Annotated in this window: 16 protein-coding genes; 3 read left to right on the top strand and 13 right to left on the bottom strand. The window is 67.9% G+C overall.

All coding sequences use genetic code 11. The annotated features are described in order from the left end of the window. Window positions 1–27 precede the first annotated feature (27 nt). The 4 genes from EEB15_RS31290 to EEB15_RS31275 form a co-directional block, all read right to left on the bottom strand. Window positions 28–1017, bottom strand: coding sequence for a tripartite tricarboxylate transporter substrate binding protein (locus tag EEB15_RS31290; RefSeq protein ID WP_141513907.1), 990 nt, complete (start codon window positions 1015–1017; stop codon window positions 28–30). A gap of 28 nt (window positions 1018–1045) precedes the next feature. After that, window positions 1046–1996 (bottom strand): 2-hydroxyacid dehydrogenase, encoded by a 951-nt coding sequence (locus EEB15_RS31285; protein ID WP_141513906.1) that lies wholly within the window; start codon window positions 1994–1996, stop codon window positions 1046–1048. Next, window positions 1993–2949: a dihydrodipicolinate synthase family protein gene (locus EEB15_RS31280; RefSeq protein ID WP_141513905.1), complete on the bottom strand. Its 957-nt coding sequence runs from the start codon at window positions 2947–2949 to the stop codon at window positions 1993–1995. Before EEB15_RS31280 ends, EEB15_RS31285 begins: the two co-directional genes overlap by 4 nt. Before the next feature lie 81 nt (window positions 2950–3030). Beyond that, window positions 3031–3753, bottom strand: a complete 723-nt coding sequence (locus EEB15_RS31275; protein ID WP_158290291.1) for a FadR/GntR family transcriptional regulator — start codon at window positions 3751–3753, stop codon at window positions 3031–3033. A gap of 103 nt (window positions 3754–3856) precedes the next feature. Here EEB15_RS31275 and EEB15_RS31270 point away from each other — a divergent pair, with 103 nt between their 5' ends. After that, entirely contained in the window at window positions 3857–4819 is a 963-nt protein-coding gene (locus EEB15_RS31270; RefSeq protein ID WP_141513903.1) for a tripartite tricarboxylate transporter substrate binding protein, read from the top strand. Here the strand turns inward: EEB15_RS31270 and EEB15_RS31265 are convergent, their stop codons facing one another. The 3 genes from EEB15_RS31265 to EEB15_RS31255 are packed head-to-tail and all read right to left on the bottom strand — an operon-like array spanning window position 4820 to window position 8744. Next, on the bottom strand, window positions 4820–5605 hold the full coding sequence (locus tag EEB15_RS31265; RefSeq protein ID WP_141513902.1) for an HAD family hydrolase: 786 nt from the start codon (window positions 5603–5605) through the stop codon (window positions 4820–4822). A gap of 4 nt (window positions 5606–5609) precedes the next feature. Continuing rightward, window positions 5610–7058: a S41 family peptidase gene (locus EEB15_RS31260; protein ID WP_158290290.1), complete on the bottom strand. Its 1449-nt coding sequence runs from the start codon at window positions 7056–7058 to the stop codon at window positions 5610–5612. 48 nt (window positions 7059–7106) lie between these two features. Next, entirely contained in the window at window positions 7107–8744 is a 1638-nt protein-coding gene (locus tag EEB15_RS31255; RefSeq protein ID WP_141513900.1) for a peptide chain release factor 3, read from the bottom strand. Window positions 8745–9077: 333 nt separating this feature from the next. Here EEB15_RS31255 and EEB15_RS31250 point away from each other — a divergent pair, with 333 nt between their 5' ends. After that, a complete protein-coding gene (locus EEB15_RS31250) occupies window positions 9078–10061 on the top strand; it encodes a BTAD domain-containing putative transcriptional regulator (RefSeq protein WP_141513899.1) in 984 nt (327 codons plus the stop codon). Between the two features lie 21 nt (window positions 10062–10082). On the opposite strand, the gene EEB15_RS34045 is transcribed toward EEB15_RS31250, so the two are convergent. Genes EEB15_RS34045 through EEB15_RS31220 form a run of 6 tightly spaced genes read right to left on the bottom strand, consistent with a single transcriptional unit; the run spans window position 10083 to window position 17802 of the window. Next, window positions 10083–11465, bottom strand: coding sequence for a hypothetical protein (locus EEB15_RS34045; protein WP_199236679.1), 1383 nt, complete (start codon window positions 11463–11465; stop codon window positions 10083–10085). Further along, window positions 11434–12381, bottom strand: coding sequence for a hypothetical protein (locus EEB15_RS31240; RefSeq protein WP_141513898.1), 948 nt, complete (start codon window positions 12379–12381; stop codon window positions 11434–11436). The genes EEB15_RS34045 and EEB15_RS31240 overlap by 32 nt, the downstream gene beginning before the upstream one ends. 6 nt (window positions 12382–12387) lie before the next feature. Next, window positions 12388–13632, bottom strand: a complete 1245-nt coding sequence (locus EEB15_RS31235) for a hypothetical protein (protein ID WP_141513897.1) — start codon at window positions 13630–13632, stop codon at window positions 12388–12390. A 30-nt stretch (window positions 13633–13662) separates the two neighbouring features. Next, a complete protein-coding gene (locus tag EEB15_RS31230; protein ID WP_141513896.1) occupies window positions 13663–14943 on the bottom strand; it encodes a hypothetical protein in 1281 nt (426 codons plus the stop codon). A gap of 44 nt (window positions 14944–14987) precedes the next feature. Beyond that, window positions 14988–16031 carry a hypothetical protein gene (locus EEB15_RS31225; protein WP_233259701.1) on the bottom strand — a complete coding sequence of 348 codons (1044 nt, stop codon included), beginning with the start codon at window positions 16029–16031 and terminating at the stop codon, window positions 14988–14990. 25 nt (window positions 16032–16056) lie between these two features. Further along, the gene (locus EEB15_RS31220) at window positions 16057–17802 is read right to left on the bottom strand and encodes a hypothetical protein (protein WP_141513894.1); all 1746 of its coding nucleotides are present in this window, start codon (window positions 17800–17802) and stop codon (window positions 16057–16059) included. Here EEB15_RS31220 and EEB15_RS34355 point away from each other — a divergent pair. Continuing rightward, window positions 17801–18006, top strand: a 206-nt coding sequence (locus EEB15_RS34355) for a hypothetical protein (RefSeq protein ID WP_233259700.1), incomplete at its 3' end; no start/stop codon positions are given. The two genes, EEB15_RS31220 and EEB15_RS34355, sit on opposite strands and share 2 nt — an antisense overlap.

Raw genomic sequence — 18006 nt, 5'->3', positions numbered from 1 at the left:
GATCCTGTCCGGGAATGACAGCCGACATCAATCCAGACCGGCACCCGATTCCTTCACCGCCACCTTCCACCGCGCCACTTCCTTCTTCAGGAAGTCGCTGAATTCCTGCGGCGAGTTGGCGACGATGTCGAAGGCTTGACTCGCCATGCGCTCTTTCACGTCCGGCGCCGCCATGGCCTTCACCGCGATCTGGTGCAGCCGCTGCACGATGGCGGGCGGCGTGCCGGCGGGTGCGGCGACTGCTTGCCAGCTGGTCACCTCGACGTTGGTGCCCACTGAGGACGCGATCGGAACGTCGGGCAGCAGCGTCGCCGGCTTGGAGGCTGTGAGCATCAGCGCCTTCATCTTCCCGCCCTTGATGAACGGCATGGCGGGGCCGAGGTTGCTGAACATGAAGTCGGCCTGGCCGGCGATGATGTCCTGCATGGCGGGAGCGCCGCCGCGGTAGGGGATATGCACCGCGAAGCCGCCCACCGCTTTCTTGAACAGTTCGGCCGTCAAGTGATCGGACGAACCGGCGCCGGATGAGGCATAGGAGAGCTTGCCGGGATTCTGCTTCATGTACGCCATGAGCTCGCGCGCCGTGTTGAAGCGCGACGTCGCCGGCACCACAAGAACGTTGGGCGTGGACACCAGCACCGAGATCGGGGCGAAGTCCTTCAACGGGTCATAAGGCAGTTTGCTGTAGAGCGCGGCGTTGATCGCATAGACGCCGATGCTGCCGACCAGCAGCGTGTAGCCGTCGGGCGCGGCCTTCGCCACGACCGCAGCGCCCACACCGCCGTTGGCGCCCGAGCGGTTCTCGACCACGACGGGCACCTTGAGCTCGTCGCCGATGGCCTTGGCCATGATGCGGCCGATCTGGTCGGATGCGCCGCCGGCCGGGAACGGCACGATGACCTTGATCGGTTGGCCGTTGGGCCAGGCACCCTGGGCGTGCACCGGCACGAGCAGCAACTGGGCCAGCAGCAGCATCAGCGCCGTGACAATAAAAAAGACGTTGCGTTCGGACTTCATTGACTTGTCTCCTTGAATTTGGAATGGCTCAGGCGGGCGCGGGCACCGGTGTCAGCAACTTGCCGGTGTCGAAGATCGAATGCAGGTTGGCCATGACGAGATCGGCCATTGCCTGCCGGGTCTCGTGCGTACCGCTGGCCAAATGCGGTAGCAGCACGACATTGTCCAGTCCCATCAACGCCTGCGGCACGTTCGGCTCGTCCTCGAACACGTCGAGTCCGGCACCGGCGATGCGCTTGTTCACGAGGGCATCGACCAACGCGGCCTCATCGACCACGCTGCCGCGCGACACGTTGATCAGGTAGCCCTTAGGCCCCAGCGCGCGGATCACGTCCGCGGACACCAGGTGCTTCGTCGCCGCGCCGCCCGACACGATCACGACCAGGAAGTCGCACCAGTCGGCCAGGGCCGCCAGCGACGGTTCGTGCTGGAAAGAGATGCCGGCCACCGGGCGGCGCGAGTGATAGCGGATGGCCATGTCGAAGCCCTGCGCGCGCTTCGCGATGGCTTGCCCGATGCGACCCAGGCCGGCGATGCCCAGCTTCTTGCCGCTGACGCGGGTCGCAAGCGGGAAGGGGCCTTTCAGCCAGTTGCCTCTGCGGACGAATCGATCCGACGCGCTGAGTCCGCGTGCCGCGTCGATCAGCAGGCCCATCGCCACATCGGCCACGCAGTCGTTCAGCACATCGGGCGTATTGCTGACGGGGATGCCGCGCTGCGCGGCCGCGGTCACGTCGACCGTGTCGTAGCCGACGCCGAAATGCGTGATCGCTTTCAGCGCGGGCAGCGCATCCATCAACGCGCCGTCGGCACCGCTCTTGCCTGACGTGACCAGCGCTTCGAAGGTGCTTCCCTGTTCGGCGAGGAAGCGCTTCGGGTCGCTCTGCTTGGCAAGCGAATGGCAGTCGAACTGTGCGGCCAGCGCAGCTTCCAGCGCCCGCATCGCCGGGCCCGCTTGCAGGACACGAGGCCGGCTCATGACGCGGTGGCGGCAGCGCGGGTGCGGGGCACGGCGGCGTCGTTGCGGGCGAGCAGGTCCATCGCGACCGCACGCAGCTTGTCCTGGATCTTCTCGTCGTCGATGACCGAGAGGAACTCGCCGATGGGGCCGGTCGGCGCGATGCCGGCCAGGTCCACTGCGGCGTGCAGGATGCGGATCGGCGAGGTGGCGTCGCGCGCATCTTCCAGCGGCATGAACAACTCGCGCGTGGCTTTTGCCGTCGCGTCGTCGCCTGCGTGCAGGGCTTCGCGGATCTTGTTGGACAGCGCCGGCGCCACGCAGGTGGAGCCGGAAGTGAAGGCGCGCAGGCCGAACGTGCGGAAATGGTCGATCACCGGGCGCTCGCCGATGCCGCTGATGATCAGGTCGGGGCTCATGCGCTCGACCAGGTCGGCCAGCACGGCATCTTGGCGCGGGTCCGGCCGGACGATGGCGTACTTGACGGCGCAGACCGAGCCTTCCTTCACCAGCGCGGCGAGGTCGGCGTTGTCGATGTAGCCCTCGTCCTTGACGTAGGCGATCACCGCGCGGCCATAGCGCTCCGCCAGCTTGCCCAGCCCCCGCGCCACGCCCACCGGGTTGGCGGGGAATCGCAGCGGCAAAACCATGGCCGTGGGGAACGCGCGCTCGCGCAAGAGCGCGACCTGCTCCGCGGCCTTGCCGAAGTCGGCACCGACGGACGGGATCAGCCAGTCGTTCGCGGCCAGCAGCGGCGTGAGCGCGTCCAGCACGCGGCCGAGTTCGGCCACGCCCAGGTTGTAGAAATTGGCGTTGCCGCCGTACATGAAGGTGGTGACCTTGCCGGCGCGCAAGTGAGCCAGCAGCAGGCGGTTGCCTTCGGGGTTGATGCTGCCGTCGGCATGGCGCGGCATGGGCGGAACGGCAAGGACGGAGCCGCGCAGATCGGCGGGCGTGACGGGCGAGGTTTTCAAGGGAGCGACGTTCCTGGAAGATAATTCGTTTGACAACCTTACCAATAACCGGGAAAGTTGTAAACAAATATCCTCAGGCTGTCAGCGGTCCAGATCGCGGTCCAGCAGGCGATTGCGCGCCTGGTCGAGGTGATAGCGCATGGCGATCGAGGCACTTTCGGCATCGCCGACCCGGATCGCGTTGACGATGCGGTCGTGCTCGTCCAGCACGCGCTCGCGCCGCTGCTCCGAGGCTTCCCGCGTCAGCGAGAGCGTGACGTTCATGCCGCCCTGCACGCGGTCCGACAGCTGGTCCAGCGCCTGCACCAGCAAGCCGTTGCCCGAAGCCACGGCGATCGCGCGATGAAATCCGTAATCGGCTTCCTTTGCCCGCGCGCCCTGGCCGAACACATCAGACAGCTGCTGGCGCGCCTGCATGATCGCGCGCAGCTGCTCGTCGGTGCGATTGCGCGCGGCCAGTCGCGCGGCGAGCTCTTCCAGCGCCATGCGCAGTTCCATCACCTGCAGCACCTCGTGCAGGCTGACCTTGGTCGTGAGCTCGGCCACGCGCTGTGACGGGCTGCGTTGCACATACGTGCCTGAACCCTGGCGGGCGATGACAACACCGTCGGTTTGCAGCCGCTGCAGTGCTTCGCGCACGACCGGCCGCGAGACCGAGAAGCGCTGGGCAAGTTGGTTCTCCGTGGGCAGCCTGTCACCCGCGGAGAAGCGCCCAGCCATGATCTCGTCGAGCAGCTGCCCGTAGATGGTGTCGGACAGGCGCGGCCGTTCGATGGGTGAAGTCGGAAGGTCGATGGCTGCCATGCGGTCGCTTTTGCGACATTCTAGGACCGCGCGCAGGGTCAGCACGGATTGATGCGCGGCGCCACCCCGGGCCCAATGGCGGTATCGCCATACAGGAGTTTCCATGCGCCGCCGACAACTCGTGCAACTTGCCGCCGCCAGCATCGCGGCGCCTTCGTTCAACGCTTTCGCTCAGACGTTCCCGGCCAAGCCGATCAAGCTCATCATCGCGTTCCCGGCCGGTGGGCCGACCGACATCACGATGCGCTCGCTCGCCGACAACGCATCGAAGGCGCTCGGGCAAACGGTGATTATCGAGAACAAGCCCGGCGCGGGCGGCACGCTGCCCGCACAGCAGCTGCAGACGACGGCCGCCGACGGCTACACGCTGGCGCAGATCCCGCTGGGCGTGTTCCGCCTGCCCTACACCACCAAGATCAACTGGGACCCGGTCAAGGACATCACCTACGTCATCAACGTCACCGGCTACGCATTCGGCATGGTGGTGCCCACCGACTCGCCGCTCAAGACCTGGACGCACTTCGTGGGTTGGGCCAAAGCGAACCCCGGGCGCCTCACGTACGGCTCCACCGGCACGCTGACGAGCCCTCACCTCACCACCGAGCTGATCGCGCAGAAGCTGGGCATCCAGCTGCAGCACGTGCCCTACAAGGGCAGTGCGGACCTGGCGCAGGCCATCGTGGGTGGCCACGTCATGGCGGCGTCCGATTCGACCGGCTTCGCGCCGCTGGTGGAGGCGGGCAAGCTGCGCGTGCTCAACACCTGGGGCGAGAAGCGCCTGGCCAAATTTCCCGATGCGCCGACGCTCAAGGAACTGGGCATCGACATCGTGCAGAACTCGCCGTTCGGCATCGGCGCGCCGCGCGGCACACCGCCGGCGGTGGTGAAGCGCCTGCATGACGGCTTCAAGAAAGCGATGGAAGATCCGAGCTACGTGCAGGCCCTGGCCCGCTACGACATGCTGCCGATGTACATGAGCTCGGCCGGCTATGCCAAGTTCGCAGAGGAGACGTTTGTGAAGGAGAAGGCGCTGGTCGAGAAGCTGGGGCTCGCCAAGGGCTCGTGATCAGGTCCGCGCTGAGAGGATGGCGCGCGCCACCTCGGCAAAACCGGTGCCCCGCTCGCTCGGCGTGACGTAGCGCGGCGGGTGGGTGAGCTCCGCTTCGAACCGCCGGATGTTCGCTACACCCACGCTGTGGGGGAAGTGCTCGAACATCAGCACGTCGTTGGTCGAATCGCCCACGTAGACCCAGCGATCGATCTCCGAATCGAGATCGCGGCCGAACAGCTCCCGCACGATCCAGCGCGCTCCGGCGAGCTTGTTGTGGTCCCCATACCAGCCGTTGATGTGGATGGAGCTGACGGTGGCGTTCATGCCTTCGTCCTGCATCATCCGCACGACTTGCGCGATGCGCTCGGGCGGCAGGTGGACGAATTCGCTGTGGTCGACCGCGATGTCCGTTTCGCGACCAGCGCTGTCTTGCGCCAGCACGGCGCCCGGCACTTCGCGCACGATGCGCCGCGCCACCTGCTGCATGCGGACGAAGTTGGCGGCGCGCAGCGCCTCGTCTTGCTGGTAGAGCTTGCGCAGCGCCTGGCCCTGCCGCACCAGCGCGACGGCGCCGTTCTCCGGCACGATCGCGTCGACCGGCCAGCGCAGGGCGAACGGCTCGCTCCAGCCGACCGGCCGTCCGGTGATGGGAATGACGTGGACGCCCGCTTCATGCAGCGCCCCGAGCGCATCTAGTGCGTCGGCCGTGATCGCGCCTTCGGTGGTCAGCGTGTCGTCGATGTCGGTGAGCACGCCCACCAGCGACTGGCCGGTGAAGGCCGAGCGGTCCAGCAGGATCATGCGGTCAACGGCGCGGCGGCAGCAGTACCTTGCCGCGCATCGAAGTGCTCTGAGGCGCGGTCGACATGCTGCGCGAGGACAGCGGGGCCGCGGCGGTCGGCGCCGGGCACGCGCCGGTGTCGATGTACTTCAGCGCGGCGGACAACAGGCGCTCGCTCTGGTTGCCCAGTGCATGGTCGAAGTCGTCGGGCAGCGAGCAGGTGGGCGCGAAGCCGCTGGCGTAATCGCCGAAGCCCACGGCATTGACGCCCTGGAACTCGATCGGGAAGTAGGCCGTGCCGCAGTTGTCGCGCCGGCTGAAGCCATAGGGCTTGCCGCAAGTCGTGCCGCCGATGATGACGACCTCGACGCCGACGCCGCGCAGGCTGTTGATCACGGCCTCGCTGGCCGAGCAGGTGCCGCCGGTGGTGAGTACGAAGACCCGAGGCAATGCGAGACGCGGCAGCAACGTCCCTTCGGGTGAACCCGGTTCTCCGTACTGGACCGCGCCCGAGAAGTACGTGGTCGACGCTTCGGTATCGGCCCCGCGCTTGTCGTTGAAACGCAGCTGCTCGAAGACGCGCCCGTCCGCCGCGCTGCTGGCGATCATGGAGCCCAGCGTCATCGCGGTGTAGAGATAGCCACCGCCGTTGTAGCGCAGATCCAGCACCAGGTCTTGCACGCCTGCGGCCTGGGCCGACTGGACGGCAGGGATCAGCTGGTCCTGGGCGCCACTGGTGTGAGCGTTGAACAGCAGGTAGGCAACCTTGCGCCCGGCCCCCGAAGTGAGCGTCTGCACCAGGGGCACCGGGTCTTCCTGCACCGGCGCCGATGTGAGGGTGATGCTGCGGGCCAAGCCGCCGGGGGCGTCGCGGTAGGTGAACGTGATGGTGGCCAATGCATTGGGGAACCACGACGCACCCGGCGTGAGAACCTGGACCAGTTCACCCCCGCGTACGAGGCCTGCGGCCAGCGCGGGCGATCCGGCATCGACGAACGCCACGCGTTGCCGCCCCTGTGCATCGGTTTCCCAGCGAACGCCGTAGCCGATGTTGTTGCCCGTGAGCAGCGAATCCGCATCGGCGCTGCTGACGACAAAGCTGAACCGGTCCTTGAGCTGGCCCGTGGCGTCAAGCTGGGGCGTGAGCAGGGCGTAGAAGTAGTCGTCCAGGTTGCTGTAGCTTGCTGCATTGACGGCCGGGATCTCCCCGTACCACAGGTAAACCTCGTCCAGGTAGGCGCGCGTGAACGCTTTCATGCCGTCGGCCGTGCAGACGTTGGCCACCGCGTCGGAGCCGGTGCTGGCTACCGGTGCCGGTGTCGCAGGTGTGGAGTTGTCTCCGGCGCACACCGCGGCGCTGCCGCTGACGCAGGCCCCGGCGTTGCTGCCGCCGCCGCCGCAGGCGGCCAGCAGCGATGCCGCGAGCATGGTGGTGGCCAGCGCGCGCAAGCCTGCCAGGGTGAACACTTTCATCGCCGCCTCCGCAATTTTGGTATCGGCCATTATGGCCGTGACCGCGCGCTAACCGGCGTTCTGTAGCGCCAGTCCGGCGTGTTCACGCAACGGATGGAAGTGGATCTTGGGGAATCGTTCCTGCGCCAGCCGCACGTCATACGGCGAAGTGCAGAGAAAGGCCAGCGCGTTGGCCGCGTCCAGCGCCATCCGTTGCGGATAGGCGTCAGTGAAGGCGCGCAGTTCGGCCGGGGTGTCGGCTGTGATCCACCGTGCACCTGTGTACTGGCAGCCTTCCAGCCGGATGTCGGCGTCGTATTCGGCCTTCAGCCGGTGCTGAACCACTTCAAACTGCAGCTGGCCGACGGCGCCCAGCAGCATCGGCCCGCCGATCTCCGGCCGGAACACCTGGATCGCGCCTTCTTCGCCCAACTGCGCGAGGCCCTGTTGCAGCTGCTTGGTACGCAATGGGTTCCTCAGGATCACGGTCATGAACAGTTCCGGCGCGAAGAACGGCAGGCCGGTGAACTGCAGGTTCGCGCCGTCGGTGATGGTGTCGCCCAGCTGGACCCCGCCGTGCGTGGTGAAGCCGATGATGTCGCCGGCGTAGGCCTCGTCCACTGCTTCCCGGCGTTGCGAGAGGAAAGTGACGACCGACGTCGGCCGCAGTTCCTTGGCCGTGCGCTGGACCTTGAGCTTCATGCCCGGGCTGTACTTGCCCGAGGCCATGCGCACGAAGGCGATGCGGTCGCGGTGATTGGCGTCCATGTTGGCCTGGACCTTGAACACCACGCCGGAGAAATTCTGGTCGTCGGGCGCTATCACTTTCACGACCGGCTGCTTGTTCACCATCAGCTGGCTGGTGCGTGGGCCCGGCGAAGGCGCCAGGTCGACCAGCGCCTCCAGCACTTCCATCACCCCGAAGTTGTTGACGCCGGAGCCGAAGAACACCGGCGTTTGCTTGCCCGCCAGGAAGGCCGCGTGGTCCCACGTCGGCGAAGCGCCGACAGCCAGCTCCATGCTCTGCTCGGCGGTTTCGAATTCATGGCCGAAGCGCTTCAACAGCGTTTCGCGCTCCGACAGGGGAATGGTCTCGAAATCCTGGGGCCGGCGCTCGGAACCGGACTCGAACACGGTCATCGCCTTGCTACGCAGGTTCATGATGCCGCCGAAGGTCTTGCCCTGGCCCACGGGCCACGTCATCGGCACGCAGGGCATGCCGAGTTCCCGCTCGACTTCGTCCAGGATGTCCAGCGGCTCACGCACCTCGCGGTCCATCTTGTTGACGAACGTGATGATGGGCGTGTCGCGCTGGCGGCACACTTCAATGAGGCGACGGGTTTGCGCTTCCACACCGTTCGCCGCATCGATCACCATCAGCGCCGAGTCCACGGCGGTGAGCACGCGGTAGGTGTCTTCCGAGAAGTCCTTGTGGCCGGGGGTGTCCAGCAGGTTGATCACGTGGTCGCGGTAGAGCATCTGCATGACCGAAGACGCCACCGAGATGCCGCGCTGCTTTTCGATCTCCATCCAATCGGACGTGGCGTGGCGCGACGCCTTGCGCGCCTTCACGCTGCCGGCGATCTGGATCGCGCCGGAGAACAGCAGCAGCTTTTCCGTCAGCGTGGTCTTGCCCGCGTCGGGGTGGGAAATGATGGCGAAGGTGCGGCGGCGCCGGGATTCTTCGAGGTGGGTGAGGCTTGCCATGGGTCGAATTCGCAAATGGGTACGCGCCGGGCGTACACGGGACAGAAAGGGGCTGTGAGGGCCATTTCCGGCCAGCAACAGCGCCCTATTGTCGCGGGTCCGCGATTTCGGCCCGGGATGCTGCTTTTTTGACCAGTTTGTAACCGCCAGTTCGCCCGGACTCCGGTGCATCACGTTTCGTAACCGCGACTGTGAAGGTTGACAGGGTACAACCGGCTCGGCGCCGTGTACAAGTACTACCCCTGCGTACTTCGGCGGAGTCTGGTGACCAGGAGGGAGTACACGTCGGCCGGAGTGGCCCGGCGGTAGAGCGACAACGATCTCGGAGGAACCATGTTGTATCTCTGCCTGTTCGGGCATTTGTCCGTCGCCAATTGCGACGGCCCGGCTCCTTGGCCATCCATCGACCTCTCTGGCCGGCCCGGCAGCCTGCTGGCCTACCTGGCGCTGGCGCGAGGCCGCTTCTTCGCCCGCGGCGAACTCCTCACCGCGCTCTGGCCCGACCAGGCCGAGACCGGCAGCCTGCAATCGTTCAACACCGCGCTCTGGCGTCTTCGCAAGGCGCTTGCGCGCCCGCCCCTGGCGCAGGACGAGATCGTGGTGTGCGACAAGCGAGGGGCCGTGGGCCTGCCGGTGGAGGCGAAGCTTCGGGTGGACGTGGACGAGTTCTCGCGGCTGGTCGCCCCGGGCCTGGCCAAGCCGATGGACCAGTTGGACGCGTCGCACATCGACCAGCTGCGGCGCGGCGTGGCGATGTACCGCGACGACATCCTGGCCGGATTCACCGACGATTGGGCGTTGCGGGTGCGTGAAATGCACCGGCGCACCCTATTCAACGCGTTGGCGCGCCTGATGCAGGTGAGCACCCTTGCTCAAGACTACGCCGCCGCGATCGGCCATGGGCAGGCCATCCTTGACCGCGACCCGCTGCGCGAGGACGTGCACCGGGAACTGATGCGCCTTTTCATGCTGCACGGCCAGCGCGCGCTGGCGCTGCAGCAATTCGAGCTGTGCCGCAACGCGCTGCGCAAGGAACTCGCGATCGAGCCCATGCGCGAGACCATGGCCCTCTACCAACAGATCGCCGACAGCGCCGTGGGGCGCAACAGCGCGCCCGTGCCGACCGCTCCGGTCCAGTGGCAGATCCGGCCGCTGCAGGTGTCCGAGGCGCAGCCCGCGTACCGGCCGGTGGGCGGCGAGGACGCGAGCCAGCTCTCGCCGCGCGAGCTGATCGCTCGCGCGCAGTGGTATTTGGCTCAGGCGGACTCGAAGCTGCAGCGCCACGGTGACGACGCGGATCGCCACCCGCTGGCCTGAACGCGGGGAGCATGGCGCGCTTCAATGGACGGTGGGCGCGGGCGTAGGCCCAGGCGTGGGAGCCGGTGTAGGGGTTGGCGTCGGGGCAGGTGTCGGCGCGGGCGTCGCTGCCGGGTTGCTTCCCGGCGCCGGCACGCGCAGGGGCTCGGTGGACAGGGCCGGCGGCGTGGCCGACCGCACGGCGCCGTCCACGCCGCCGCGGCGCGACTCTTCCGCGGTGCGCGCGCCGGCCAGCCGCTCCGTGGTCGCGCGGCCCGCCGCCAGCTCGGCTTCATGGTCGGGGTTGAGGCTGGCGCCGCGCACCCGGTCGGCCTGGGCCTGCGCGGCGAGCCGGTTGAGCGGGACGGCGTCGGTGTGAAAGTGCAGTTCCACCGACGAATTGAGGTCGGCGCTGGTGTTGATCTCTTCGGTGGTCTGTTGCCGGTTGGTGGTGACGAAGGCGATGGTGTTTTCCACCTCGGCGCTGACGCCCCACGGTCCGGCGCCGAAGCTGCCCGCTGCGCGCACGCGGTTCTGCATGCTGAACTGGTTGCCCTGGTCCTGGTTGGCGGCGCTGCGCGTGTCGATGTGGAAGCGCATCGACGCGTTGATCTTGCCCGCGTCGATGATGATGCGCTGCATGCCCATCTGCACCATCGTCGCCAGCATCTGCTGGCGCTGCCGCGCGAGCTGGCGGCGCGCGAGCGGCACCAGCGCCTCGGGGTTGCTCGCGTTGAACTCCTGGTTCGGCTCCACGCCCAGCGCGGCGCGCAAGCCGTCGGCCGGCGGCATGGAGGCGCCCGCGCGCAGCCGCAGCCGGGGCGGCTCCACGTCCTCCGGGTCGGGCGGCGGGTCGCCCGGCTCCGGCGGCTCGGGCAGGTCCATCTCGAAGCTGTCGGGGAAGTGGTCGACCAGCCAGGCGCGCACCTGGATCTCGCTGGTCTGCGTCTGTTCGAAGCCGCTCGCCGTGCTGGAGACGGCGTTGAGCAGTTGCAGGTACTGCTGCAGCTGCGCCTGGCTCGAGTCGTTCATGGCGCGGAAGACGCCGTTCAAAAGATCGGTGACGAAACGTGGGAACGAGATGGCTTGCAGCGTGTCGCGGGTGATGTCGCCGATGCGGCGTGCCGATTCGCCGAAGCCGGGCTGGTCGGCCAGTGCCTTCGCCATCGGCTGCGCCGCATGGCCTGGCTTCGAGGGGGCCGCCTCGATCTGTGCCTGCGCCTCGCGTTCTTCGGCGACGCAGTCGGCGGCGAGCTGGCCCACACGCACCATCGCCTGCGCCAGGCCGCGGCGGTCCTCGGGGCTCAGCTCCGTGTAGCTGCGCGTTTCGCTCAGCACGTCGCGCACCGCCGCCCGCAGCCACACGGGAGGCGGCGACAGCACGCCGGGCGCGTCAACCCGCGGTGGCGAAGCGACCGAATTCATGGCCGGGCTCCGGGAGGGCGGGGCCCGTGTCGCTGTTCAACAGCCAACGCTGCGCATCGCCCATCAGGGTTTGCAATTCCGCCGCTCGCGGGTCGATCGCGAACTGCCGCGCGGCGGCCACAGCCAGCCAGCGCAGGACGGCCGCGCCCGCCTGGGCGCGCTCGGCGAGGCGTCGCGCACGACCCATCGGCCGGCCGGCCGCGCGGTCGCCCAGCTCGATCAGGCTGTAGAAGTCGCGCACGGCGAAGGCGGTTTGCAGCGCGCGCGCCGAGAGCAGGTCGACGGCTGCGCGCGTCTGCGCGAACAGGTCGGCCGCCGCCATCGTGGGCGCGCCCTCGAGCCGCGAGCCGCACAGGTCCAGCAGCACCGACGCAGCTTGCTGCAATCCGACTTCCTCGCGGATGTCATGCCGGCCCGCGTTGTCGGCGAGCGCGATCAAGGCGTCGCAAAGGCGCCGCATGGCGGGCTCGAAATCGCGCGCGTCGAACACCAGGCCCAGCAGGTGGGTGCGCTCGTCAGCGGTGAGCCGCTCGCGCCGCTTCTTCCAGTAGCCCTGCAAGGCCTGGCCGCGGTCCAGCAGCGACACGGTGATCGCGCCGCTACTCCACAGCGCGGCCACCGTGTCGGCCGCCTTCAACAGCCCGGCCTGGTCGAGGCCCTGCACCCAGTAGAGCGTGGGCAGCACCGACAAAACGTTGGCATCGCGCGGCGGCGCGGCCGGTGCGGGCAGGTCGATGTCACCCAGCGACGCCAGCGCCAGGCTCAGGATCTGCGGCGTCCATTCCTGCGCCTGCTGCAGGGCCAGGGCGAGCGAGATCGCTTCGCTGGACGCTTCGGTGTATGACTCGCTGCGCGGGTCCTCCTGCGCCGCCGCGGGGACGGCGTCTTCGAGCGGGATGAGGACGGCGCTGTCCATGGCGGCTCAGACGGTGGCGCGCGCGGGCGCCGTCGCGCCAGGTGCGGCCGGGCGCGGCGGGTTCGGGTCGAACGGCGTCGCATTGCCCTGGATGGAGGCGATCATGCCGGGTGAGGCGAGCTTCTCCATCGGGAAGTAGTCGCTCTTGAAATTCACGCGCACCTCGCCGGTGAGCTTGGCCTTCAGCTCGGCCTTCGATTCGCTGTTCTCATCCACCGACGACTGCACCGTCGTCACATGGCTTTGCTCGTTGGTGTTCACCGTGCCCGCGCCGCCCCAGGGCAGGCCGATGGACGCGGCAGTGGTGTTGCTATTGCTGCTGGACTCGCGGTCGAACAGCGACGCCTTCGCCCGGCGCTTTGCCTGGTCGCTGGCACGGAAATCGAACATCACCTTGGCGTTGATCAGGCCGTCGGTCACGACGATGCGGTTGATGCCCAGCAGCACCATCGACGACAGCATCTGCTGGCGCATGCGGGCCATCTGCGTGCGGGCCGCGGTGACGAGGCGCGCTTCCTGCTCCGGGTCCGACAGGTCGGTGATGGGCTTGAGCAGTTGCTGCTCCTGGTTGATGCGCGCCAGCGCCGCGTCCTGGTCTTCGCCGCGCACGGCAAGGCGCGGGCCGGCGGCGTCTTCCCCTTCGGTCTCCACGGACAGGATGTCCGGATACTTCTCCGACAGCCAATCGCGCGCGTTGTTCATGCTGATGTTGTCCTGCGCGAACTGGTCCACGGTCTGCGCGACGGCTTTCAGCAACTTGCCGTAGGCCTCCATCTGCTGCATGGACGCGGTGACGATGGCCTGGAACACGTTCTGGATCAGCCCGCCGACAAAGGCCGGGAAGTCCACCGCGCCCACCAGGTTCTTGAACTCCTGCGTGCCCTGCTGCAAGGCGCCGGCCTTGAAGTCGGCGCCGGCGAAGGTGCCGATCTTGGACGAGGCCTTGTTCTTTGCATCGTCGACGCCCGCCAGTGCCTGCGCGGTGGGCTCCCGCGGCGCCGCGGCTGCCGCGGCGACTTCCTTGATCAGCTGCGGGTTCTCGAACTCCTCGCGCGCCAGGCCATGCGGGTTGGCCATGAACGCCGCCACCCGCACCATGGTCTGCGCGATATCGCGTTGCTGCGCGGCCGGGAGGCCGGCGAAACCGGGCGAGCGTTCCAGCAGGGTGCGCACCTCGGGACGGACGGCGTCCAGCGTCGCGTCGTCTGGGCCCTGCAGGGGTGTGCCGATAAGCGTGGCAGCGGCCGCCATGGTTGTTCTCCGGTATCTGGGTGAACTGTGTCAGGCGGCAGGTGCGGGTGCGGTGGCCGTGGCCGGCGGCGCGGCGGGCCGTTGCGGCCGCGCCGCCATGTTCTTCACCATCCCGGGTTGCGCGTTCATCTGGATCGCCGCGATGTTTTCGGGGGTGGCCATCTTCTCCAGCGGCAGGTAGTCGCTCTTGAAGTTCACCTCCACGTTGCCCAGCAGCGACGCTTTGGTCTGCAGGGACGAGTCGTCCGCCAGCCGCGAGCTGCTCATGGCGGTGATGACCGGCTTCTCGGAGTACTTGTACGTGCCCTTGCTGTAGTAGCCGGCGCTGTCGCTGGACACCGCGCCGTCCTTGTCGCGCGTGTAGCTGCCGCCCTTGGAGCCGCTCTCGTGCTCGCCTTCGTAGCCGCGCGTCTTCTGCAGGTTGCCGTAGGCGTCCTTCGCGTAGTCGAACTGGCTGGCGCTGGCCTGGTAGCGCCGGTTGTCCTTCGCCTGAAAGTCAAACATCACCTTGGCCTGGATCTTTCCGTCGGTCACCACGATGCGGTTGATGCCCATCATCACCATGGTCGCGAGCAGTTGCTGGCGGCCGGTCGCGATCTGCGTGCGCGCGGCGGGCACGAGCAAGGCTTCCACCAGCTCGTCGTCGAGCTTGGTGATGGGCTTGTCCAGCGGCAACGAGGCGTTCACGCGCGCAACCGCGGCGCTTTCGTTCACGCCCTCGCGCAGCACTGCGCGCGGGCCTGCAGGCGCGGAGTCACCGAAGCCGCCGAACGGGTCGTCGCCGCCCGGCATCTGGATCTCGAACAGGTCGGGAAACTGGTCCACCAGCTGGTCGCGGCCCTGGTTGGCGGTGGTGTTGTCGTCGCGGAACTGGTTCAGGCTCTTGGACACGTCGGCCACGAGCTTGCCGTAGGCCTCCATCTGCTCGATCGAGCTTTTCACGATCGAATGGAACACGCCTTCGATCAGGCCGCTGACGAAAGCCGGGAAGTTCACGCCTTCGATCAGCGCCACCGCCTGCTCCACGCCGGTGCTCACGGCCTGCCCGAACTTCGGCTGGTCCTTGATGTTGGTGGAGCCGTCGGCCTGCGCCAGTGCCAGCACGTCCGAGCTCATGTGCTGGGGCGCGACGCGCATGCCCGGCTCGGCCAGGAACGCGCCCACCTGCACCAGGTCGTGCGCGAGTGCCTTGCGCTTGTCTTCCGGCATCTGCGCGTAGGCTTCGCTGCTCTCCAGCAGCGCGCGCACCTTGTCGCGCGCGGCGTTCAGGGTTTCGGCGCTGACCGGGGGTTTGGTGGCGGGGGCTTGCATCGAGCTCTCCTCGGTTGCTATGGGTGATTCTTGAGGGCCCGCGTTCAGGCGAGCGACCGTTCCTCGATCGTGTCGCGCAACTCGAACTCGATCGGGCGCACGTAGAGGCTGATGCGCGCGCTGGATTTGGGCGTGACGCGCACCGACAGCACCGAAAAGTTGCCGCCTTCCTTCGCGTCCTCCACGCCGAACGCGCCCAGCCAGCGGTCCAGCGCGCCCAATTGGCGCGGCCGCTCCGCCAGGCCCAGCCGCAGCAGGTCGAGAAAGCGCACCGGCAGGTCCGGCAGCGCGGCCAGCAGCACTTCGAGCTTGAGCTCGACGCCGCTTTGCGTTTCCCGCATGCCGATCAGCACCGCGCCCTGCGGCAGCTCGAAGCGGCCGCCCAGCGCCACGCCGACGGTGCGCATCAGGCTGGGCAACTGGTGGCCGATGCCCAGGTGGTTCATCAGCGGCCCAAGGGTGTTGAGGGCCAGCGGGCCACGGTGCATGAAGGTCACGCGCTGGCTTCCGGTGTCCTTCCTGCAGCCGATGGAGGTGAAGATGGGCGCGAGGCGCGGCATCACTTCCATCACTTCGCGCGTGAGGCGCGCCAGCGACGGTGCGAGCGCCTCGACCTGCTGGGGCGCGAGCTCGTAGTAGATCTTGGTCGCGTACAGGCCGTCCTCGTCGAACGCGCTGCCGAACCAGGCGCCGTAGTTCATCCAGTTCATTCCGGAGAAGCCGCGCCACGCTTCGCTGCGCGTGTCGAACCAGCGCAGGCTGTCGCGCCCGAAGGCGGGGCCGACCAGCCGGCGCATCTCGCGCGTGGCTTCGTCGCGCCGCGCCAGCGGCGAGGCGTCAGGCCCCAGCGGCTCGATGGTGAAGCGCAGCGCCCGGGGCTCGGTTTCGGAGAACGAGGGCTCATAGGCCACCGCGCCGGGCGCGAGGTGGTTGTGCGCGTAGCTCATGTCGTCGTCCGGGCGCGAGAAGCTGCGGCGGATCAGGCCGTCCAGCAAGGGCGTCGGGTCCTGCACGCCCAGCGCGGCCGACGCGCTGCGCAGGGACCTCACGACGTGTTCCGCCATCGGCCGGGGGGTTCGTTCGGTCACATGCATGATGGTTCTCCGTGGTCCGTCATGCGGGCAGGTTGATGCCGGCGGCATCGAGCGCGTCGCGGGCGAACTGCGGCATGCCGATGGGGCGGCTGGACGTGATGGGTGCTTCGATCGGCTGCGCGTATTGCTCGACACTCTGGTCCTGCACGCCGCCCACGGCGAGCCACTGTTCGCAGGCGTTGACCAGGTCCCAGTCGGTCGGGTCCACCGTGGGCTTGTGATCGGGGTCCACACGGAACATCTGCGGATTGACGATCTGGTCGATCTGCAGCACCGGGCCGGCGACGTTGGACAGCTGCTGCACGTGGTTCGCGATCCAGCGCACGATGATGGCGCCGTTGCGCGACTGCGTGCGGAAGCGGTGCGTGTTGCGCGTGCCACCCAGGTAGTTGGCGTTGACCAGGTCGATCACCTGCCACATGTCGCGCGCGCCGAACACGTTGCGCAGGTCCGGGTCGGTGAGCACATCGCGGAATTCCAGGATCGACTGCTGCATCTCGATCGCAGCGTTGTAGGCGATGCCGTAGCCGTTGCGCGAGAGGTTGGCGCCCAGGTCGCGGCCGGCCTTGCGCACCTGCTCCTGCGACACCGCCATCGGCACCGAGCTGCGCAGGAGGCGGTCCACCGTGAGCTGCCGCGCGAAGCTGGACACGGCCGAGAGGAAGCGCAGCCACAGCTCGTTGAAATCGCGGTTGGGCTCGCCCGCACCCGGATTGCCGCCGGGCGCCCCGAAGCAGCGGAAATACAGGTCGCGCCGCTCGCTCTCGGTGATGCGCTCGCCGGCCTTCTGGTAGTACTTGTAGAGGTAGTCGCCCACGCGGCCGCGGCCCAGCGGCAGCAAGCCCTGGCGGAACAGCTCGACGATGCGCTCGACCACCTGGTACATGCGCATCTCCTCCAGCTGGTAGGAGAAGTAGATCGCCTGGACGGCATGCAGGTTCTCCTTGATGATGTCGACATCGACCGCGACCTCCAGGTCGGGCAGGTCGATCTCCAGCGCGGAGGGCGGGGCGCCATCGATGGCGCCGGTCAGCAGGCTGAAGGCGGTCTCCAGCCGGCTGGAGAGCCAGGTGTCGTTGGGCGTCACGCGGTCGGCCACCAGGCGTCGCACGATCTGCGCGGTGGTGCGGGCGGATACGGCGCTGATGCGCTCGTCGCTGCTCGGAACCTGCTTGTCAATGGTGTCCACGCGCTGTGCGATCGACTCGTCGGGCCGGATGCAGCCGATGACGGACGCGCTGAGCGAGCCCTTGTCGATCTGGCTTTGCACCGTGACCACCGAGCGCTCCTTGAACTGCGCGTAGGCCGCGTTGAACAGCTCGATGTTCTGCCGGTACTCGCCCTGCGCCTCGGCGACGCTGCGCACGAACCGGGCGTTCTTGGTGTCGGTGAGGTTGTCCAGCTGCAGCAGGCCGCACACGGAAGCGATCTCGCGCTCGTGCACGCCCAGGTCGGCCTCCATGCTGGTCTGTTGCGAGCCGAACAGGCCGTACTTGAGCACGTACTCCGGATCCTTCCCGCCCGCGAGTTCGCTCCAGGGCTTGCGCGCGATCTGCGAGGCGACGGCGCGGTAGAACTCGTCGACCGGTGCGTCCGAGTCGAGCGCGGCGCGCAGCGCCAGCAGTTCCTTCTGCTGGTCCACGCTCAGGCCGCCCGAGGTTTCCTTGGTGTTCTCCACCGCCTGCAGGTGGTCTGCGCGAATCTTCAGGCGGGCGCGTGCCTGCAGTTCACGTTCGGCGAGATCGATCAGCAGGATGCGGCTCATGGTGCGGACTCCTTGGGAATTGGCTGGGGCGGAAAAGGTGGCTGAAGAAGGTTGGGCGCCGGCCGGAGCGGCCCGCGGCTGGCTCACGGCAGTGGTGGCGCGCTTGCGCGCCGGGCTGGAGGTGGGCTGGGATCGGGATTTCCTGGTCATGGCGTTTCCTTCGTCGGCGTTGGGGATCCCGCGCTCTGACGCCCGGGGCGGGGA

Source organism: Ramlibacter sp. WS9 (genome assembly GCF_003797765.1).
Classification (GTDB): domain Bacteria; phylum Pseudomonadota; class Gammaproteobacteria; order Burkholderiales; family Burkholderiaceae_C; genus Ramlibacter.
The sequence above is the reverse complement of the archived record's forward strand: the minus strand, read 5'-3'. Positions and strand labels throughout refer to the sequence as shown.

What these genes read in the sequence shown, in the direction of transcription:
- EEB15_RS31290 (WP_141513907.1), bottom strand. Translation starts at nt 1,017, where the DNA reads ATGAAGTCCGAACGCAACGTCTTTTTTATTGTCACGGCGCTGATGCTG.
- EEB15_RS31285 (WP_141513906.1), bottom strand. Translation starts at nt 1,996, where the DNA reads ATGAGCCGGCCTCGTGTCCTGCAAGCGGGCCCGGCGATGCGGGCGCTG.
- EEB15_RS31275 (WP_158290291.1), bottom strand. Translation starts at nt 3,753, where the DNA reads ATGGCAGCCATCGACCTTCCGACTTCACCCATCGAACGGCCGCGCCTG.
- EEB15_RS31270 (WP_141513903.1), top strand. Translation starts at nt 3,857, where the DNA reads ATGCGCCGCCGACAACTCGTGCAACTTGCCGCCGCCAGCATCGCGGCG.
- EEB15_RS31265 (WP_141513902.1), bottom strand. Translation starts at nt 5,605, where the DNA reads ATGATCCTGCTGGACCGCTCGGCCTTCACCGGCCAGTCGCTGGTGGGC.
- EEB15_RS31260 (WP_158290290.1), bottom strand. Translation starts at nt 7,058, where the DNA reads ATGAAAGTGTTCACCCTGGCAGGCTTGCGCGCGCTGGCCACCACCATG.
- EEB15_RS31255 (WP_141513900.1), bottom strand. Translation starts at nt 8,744, where the DNA reads ATGGCAAGCCTCACCCACCTCGAAGAATCCCGGCGCCGCCGCACCTTC.
- EEB15_RS31250 (WP_141513899.1), top strand. Translation starts at nt 9,078, where the DNA reads ATGTTGTATCTCTGCCTGTTCGGGCATTTGTCCGTCGCCAATTGCGAC.
- EEB15_RS34045 (WP_199236679.1), bottom strand. Translation starts at nt 11,465, where the DNA reads ATGAATTCGGTCGCTTCGCCACCGCGGGTTGACGCGCCCGGCGTGCTG.
- EEB15_RS31240 (WP_141513898.1), bottom strand. Translation starts at nt 12,381, where the DNA reads ATGGACAGCGCCGTCCTCATCCCGCTCGAAGACGCCGTCCCCGCGGCG.
- EEB15_RS31235 (WP_141513897.1), bottom strand. Translation starts at nt 13,632, where the DNA reads ATGGCGGCCGCTGCCACGCTTATCGGCACACCCCTGCAGGGCCCAGAC.
- EEB15_RS31230 (WP_141513896.1), bottom strand. Translation starts at nt 14,943, where the DNA reads ATGCAAGCCCCCGCCACCAAACCCCCGGTCAGCGCCGAAACCCTGAAC.
- EEB15_RS31220 (WP_141513894.1), bottom strand. Translation starts at nt 17,802, where the DNA reads ATGAGCCGCATCCTGCTGATCGATCTCGCCGAACGTGAACTGCAGGCA.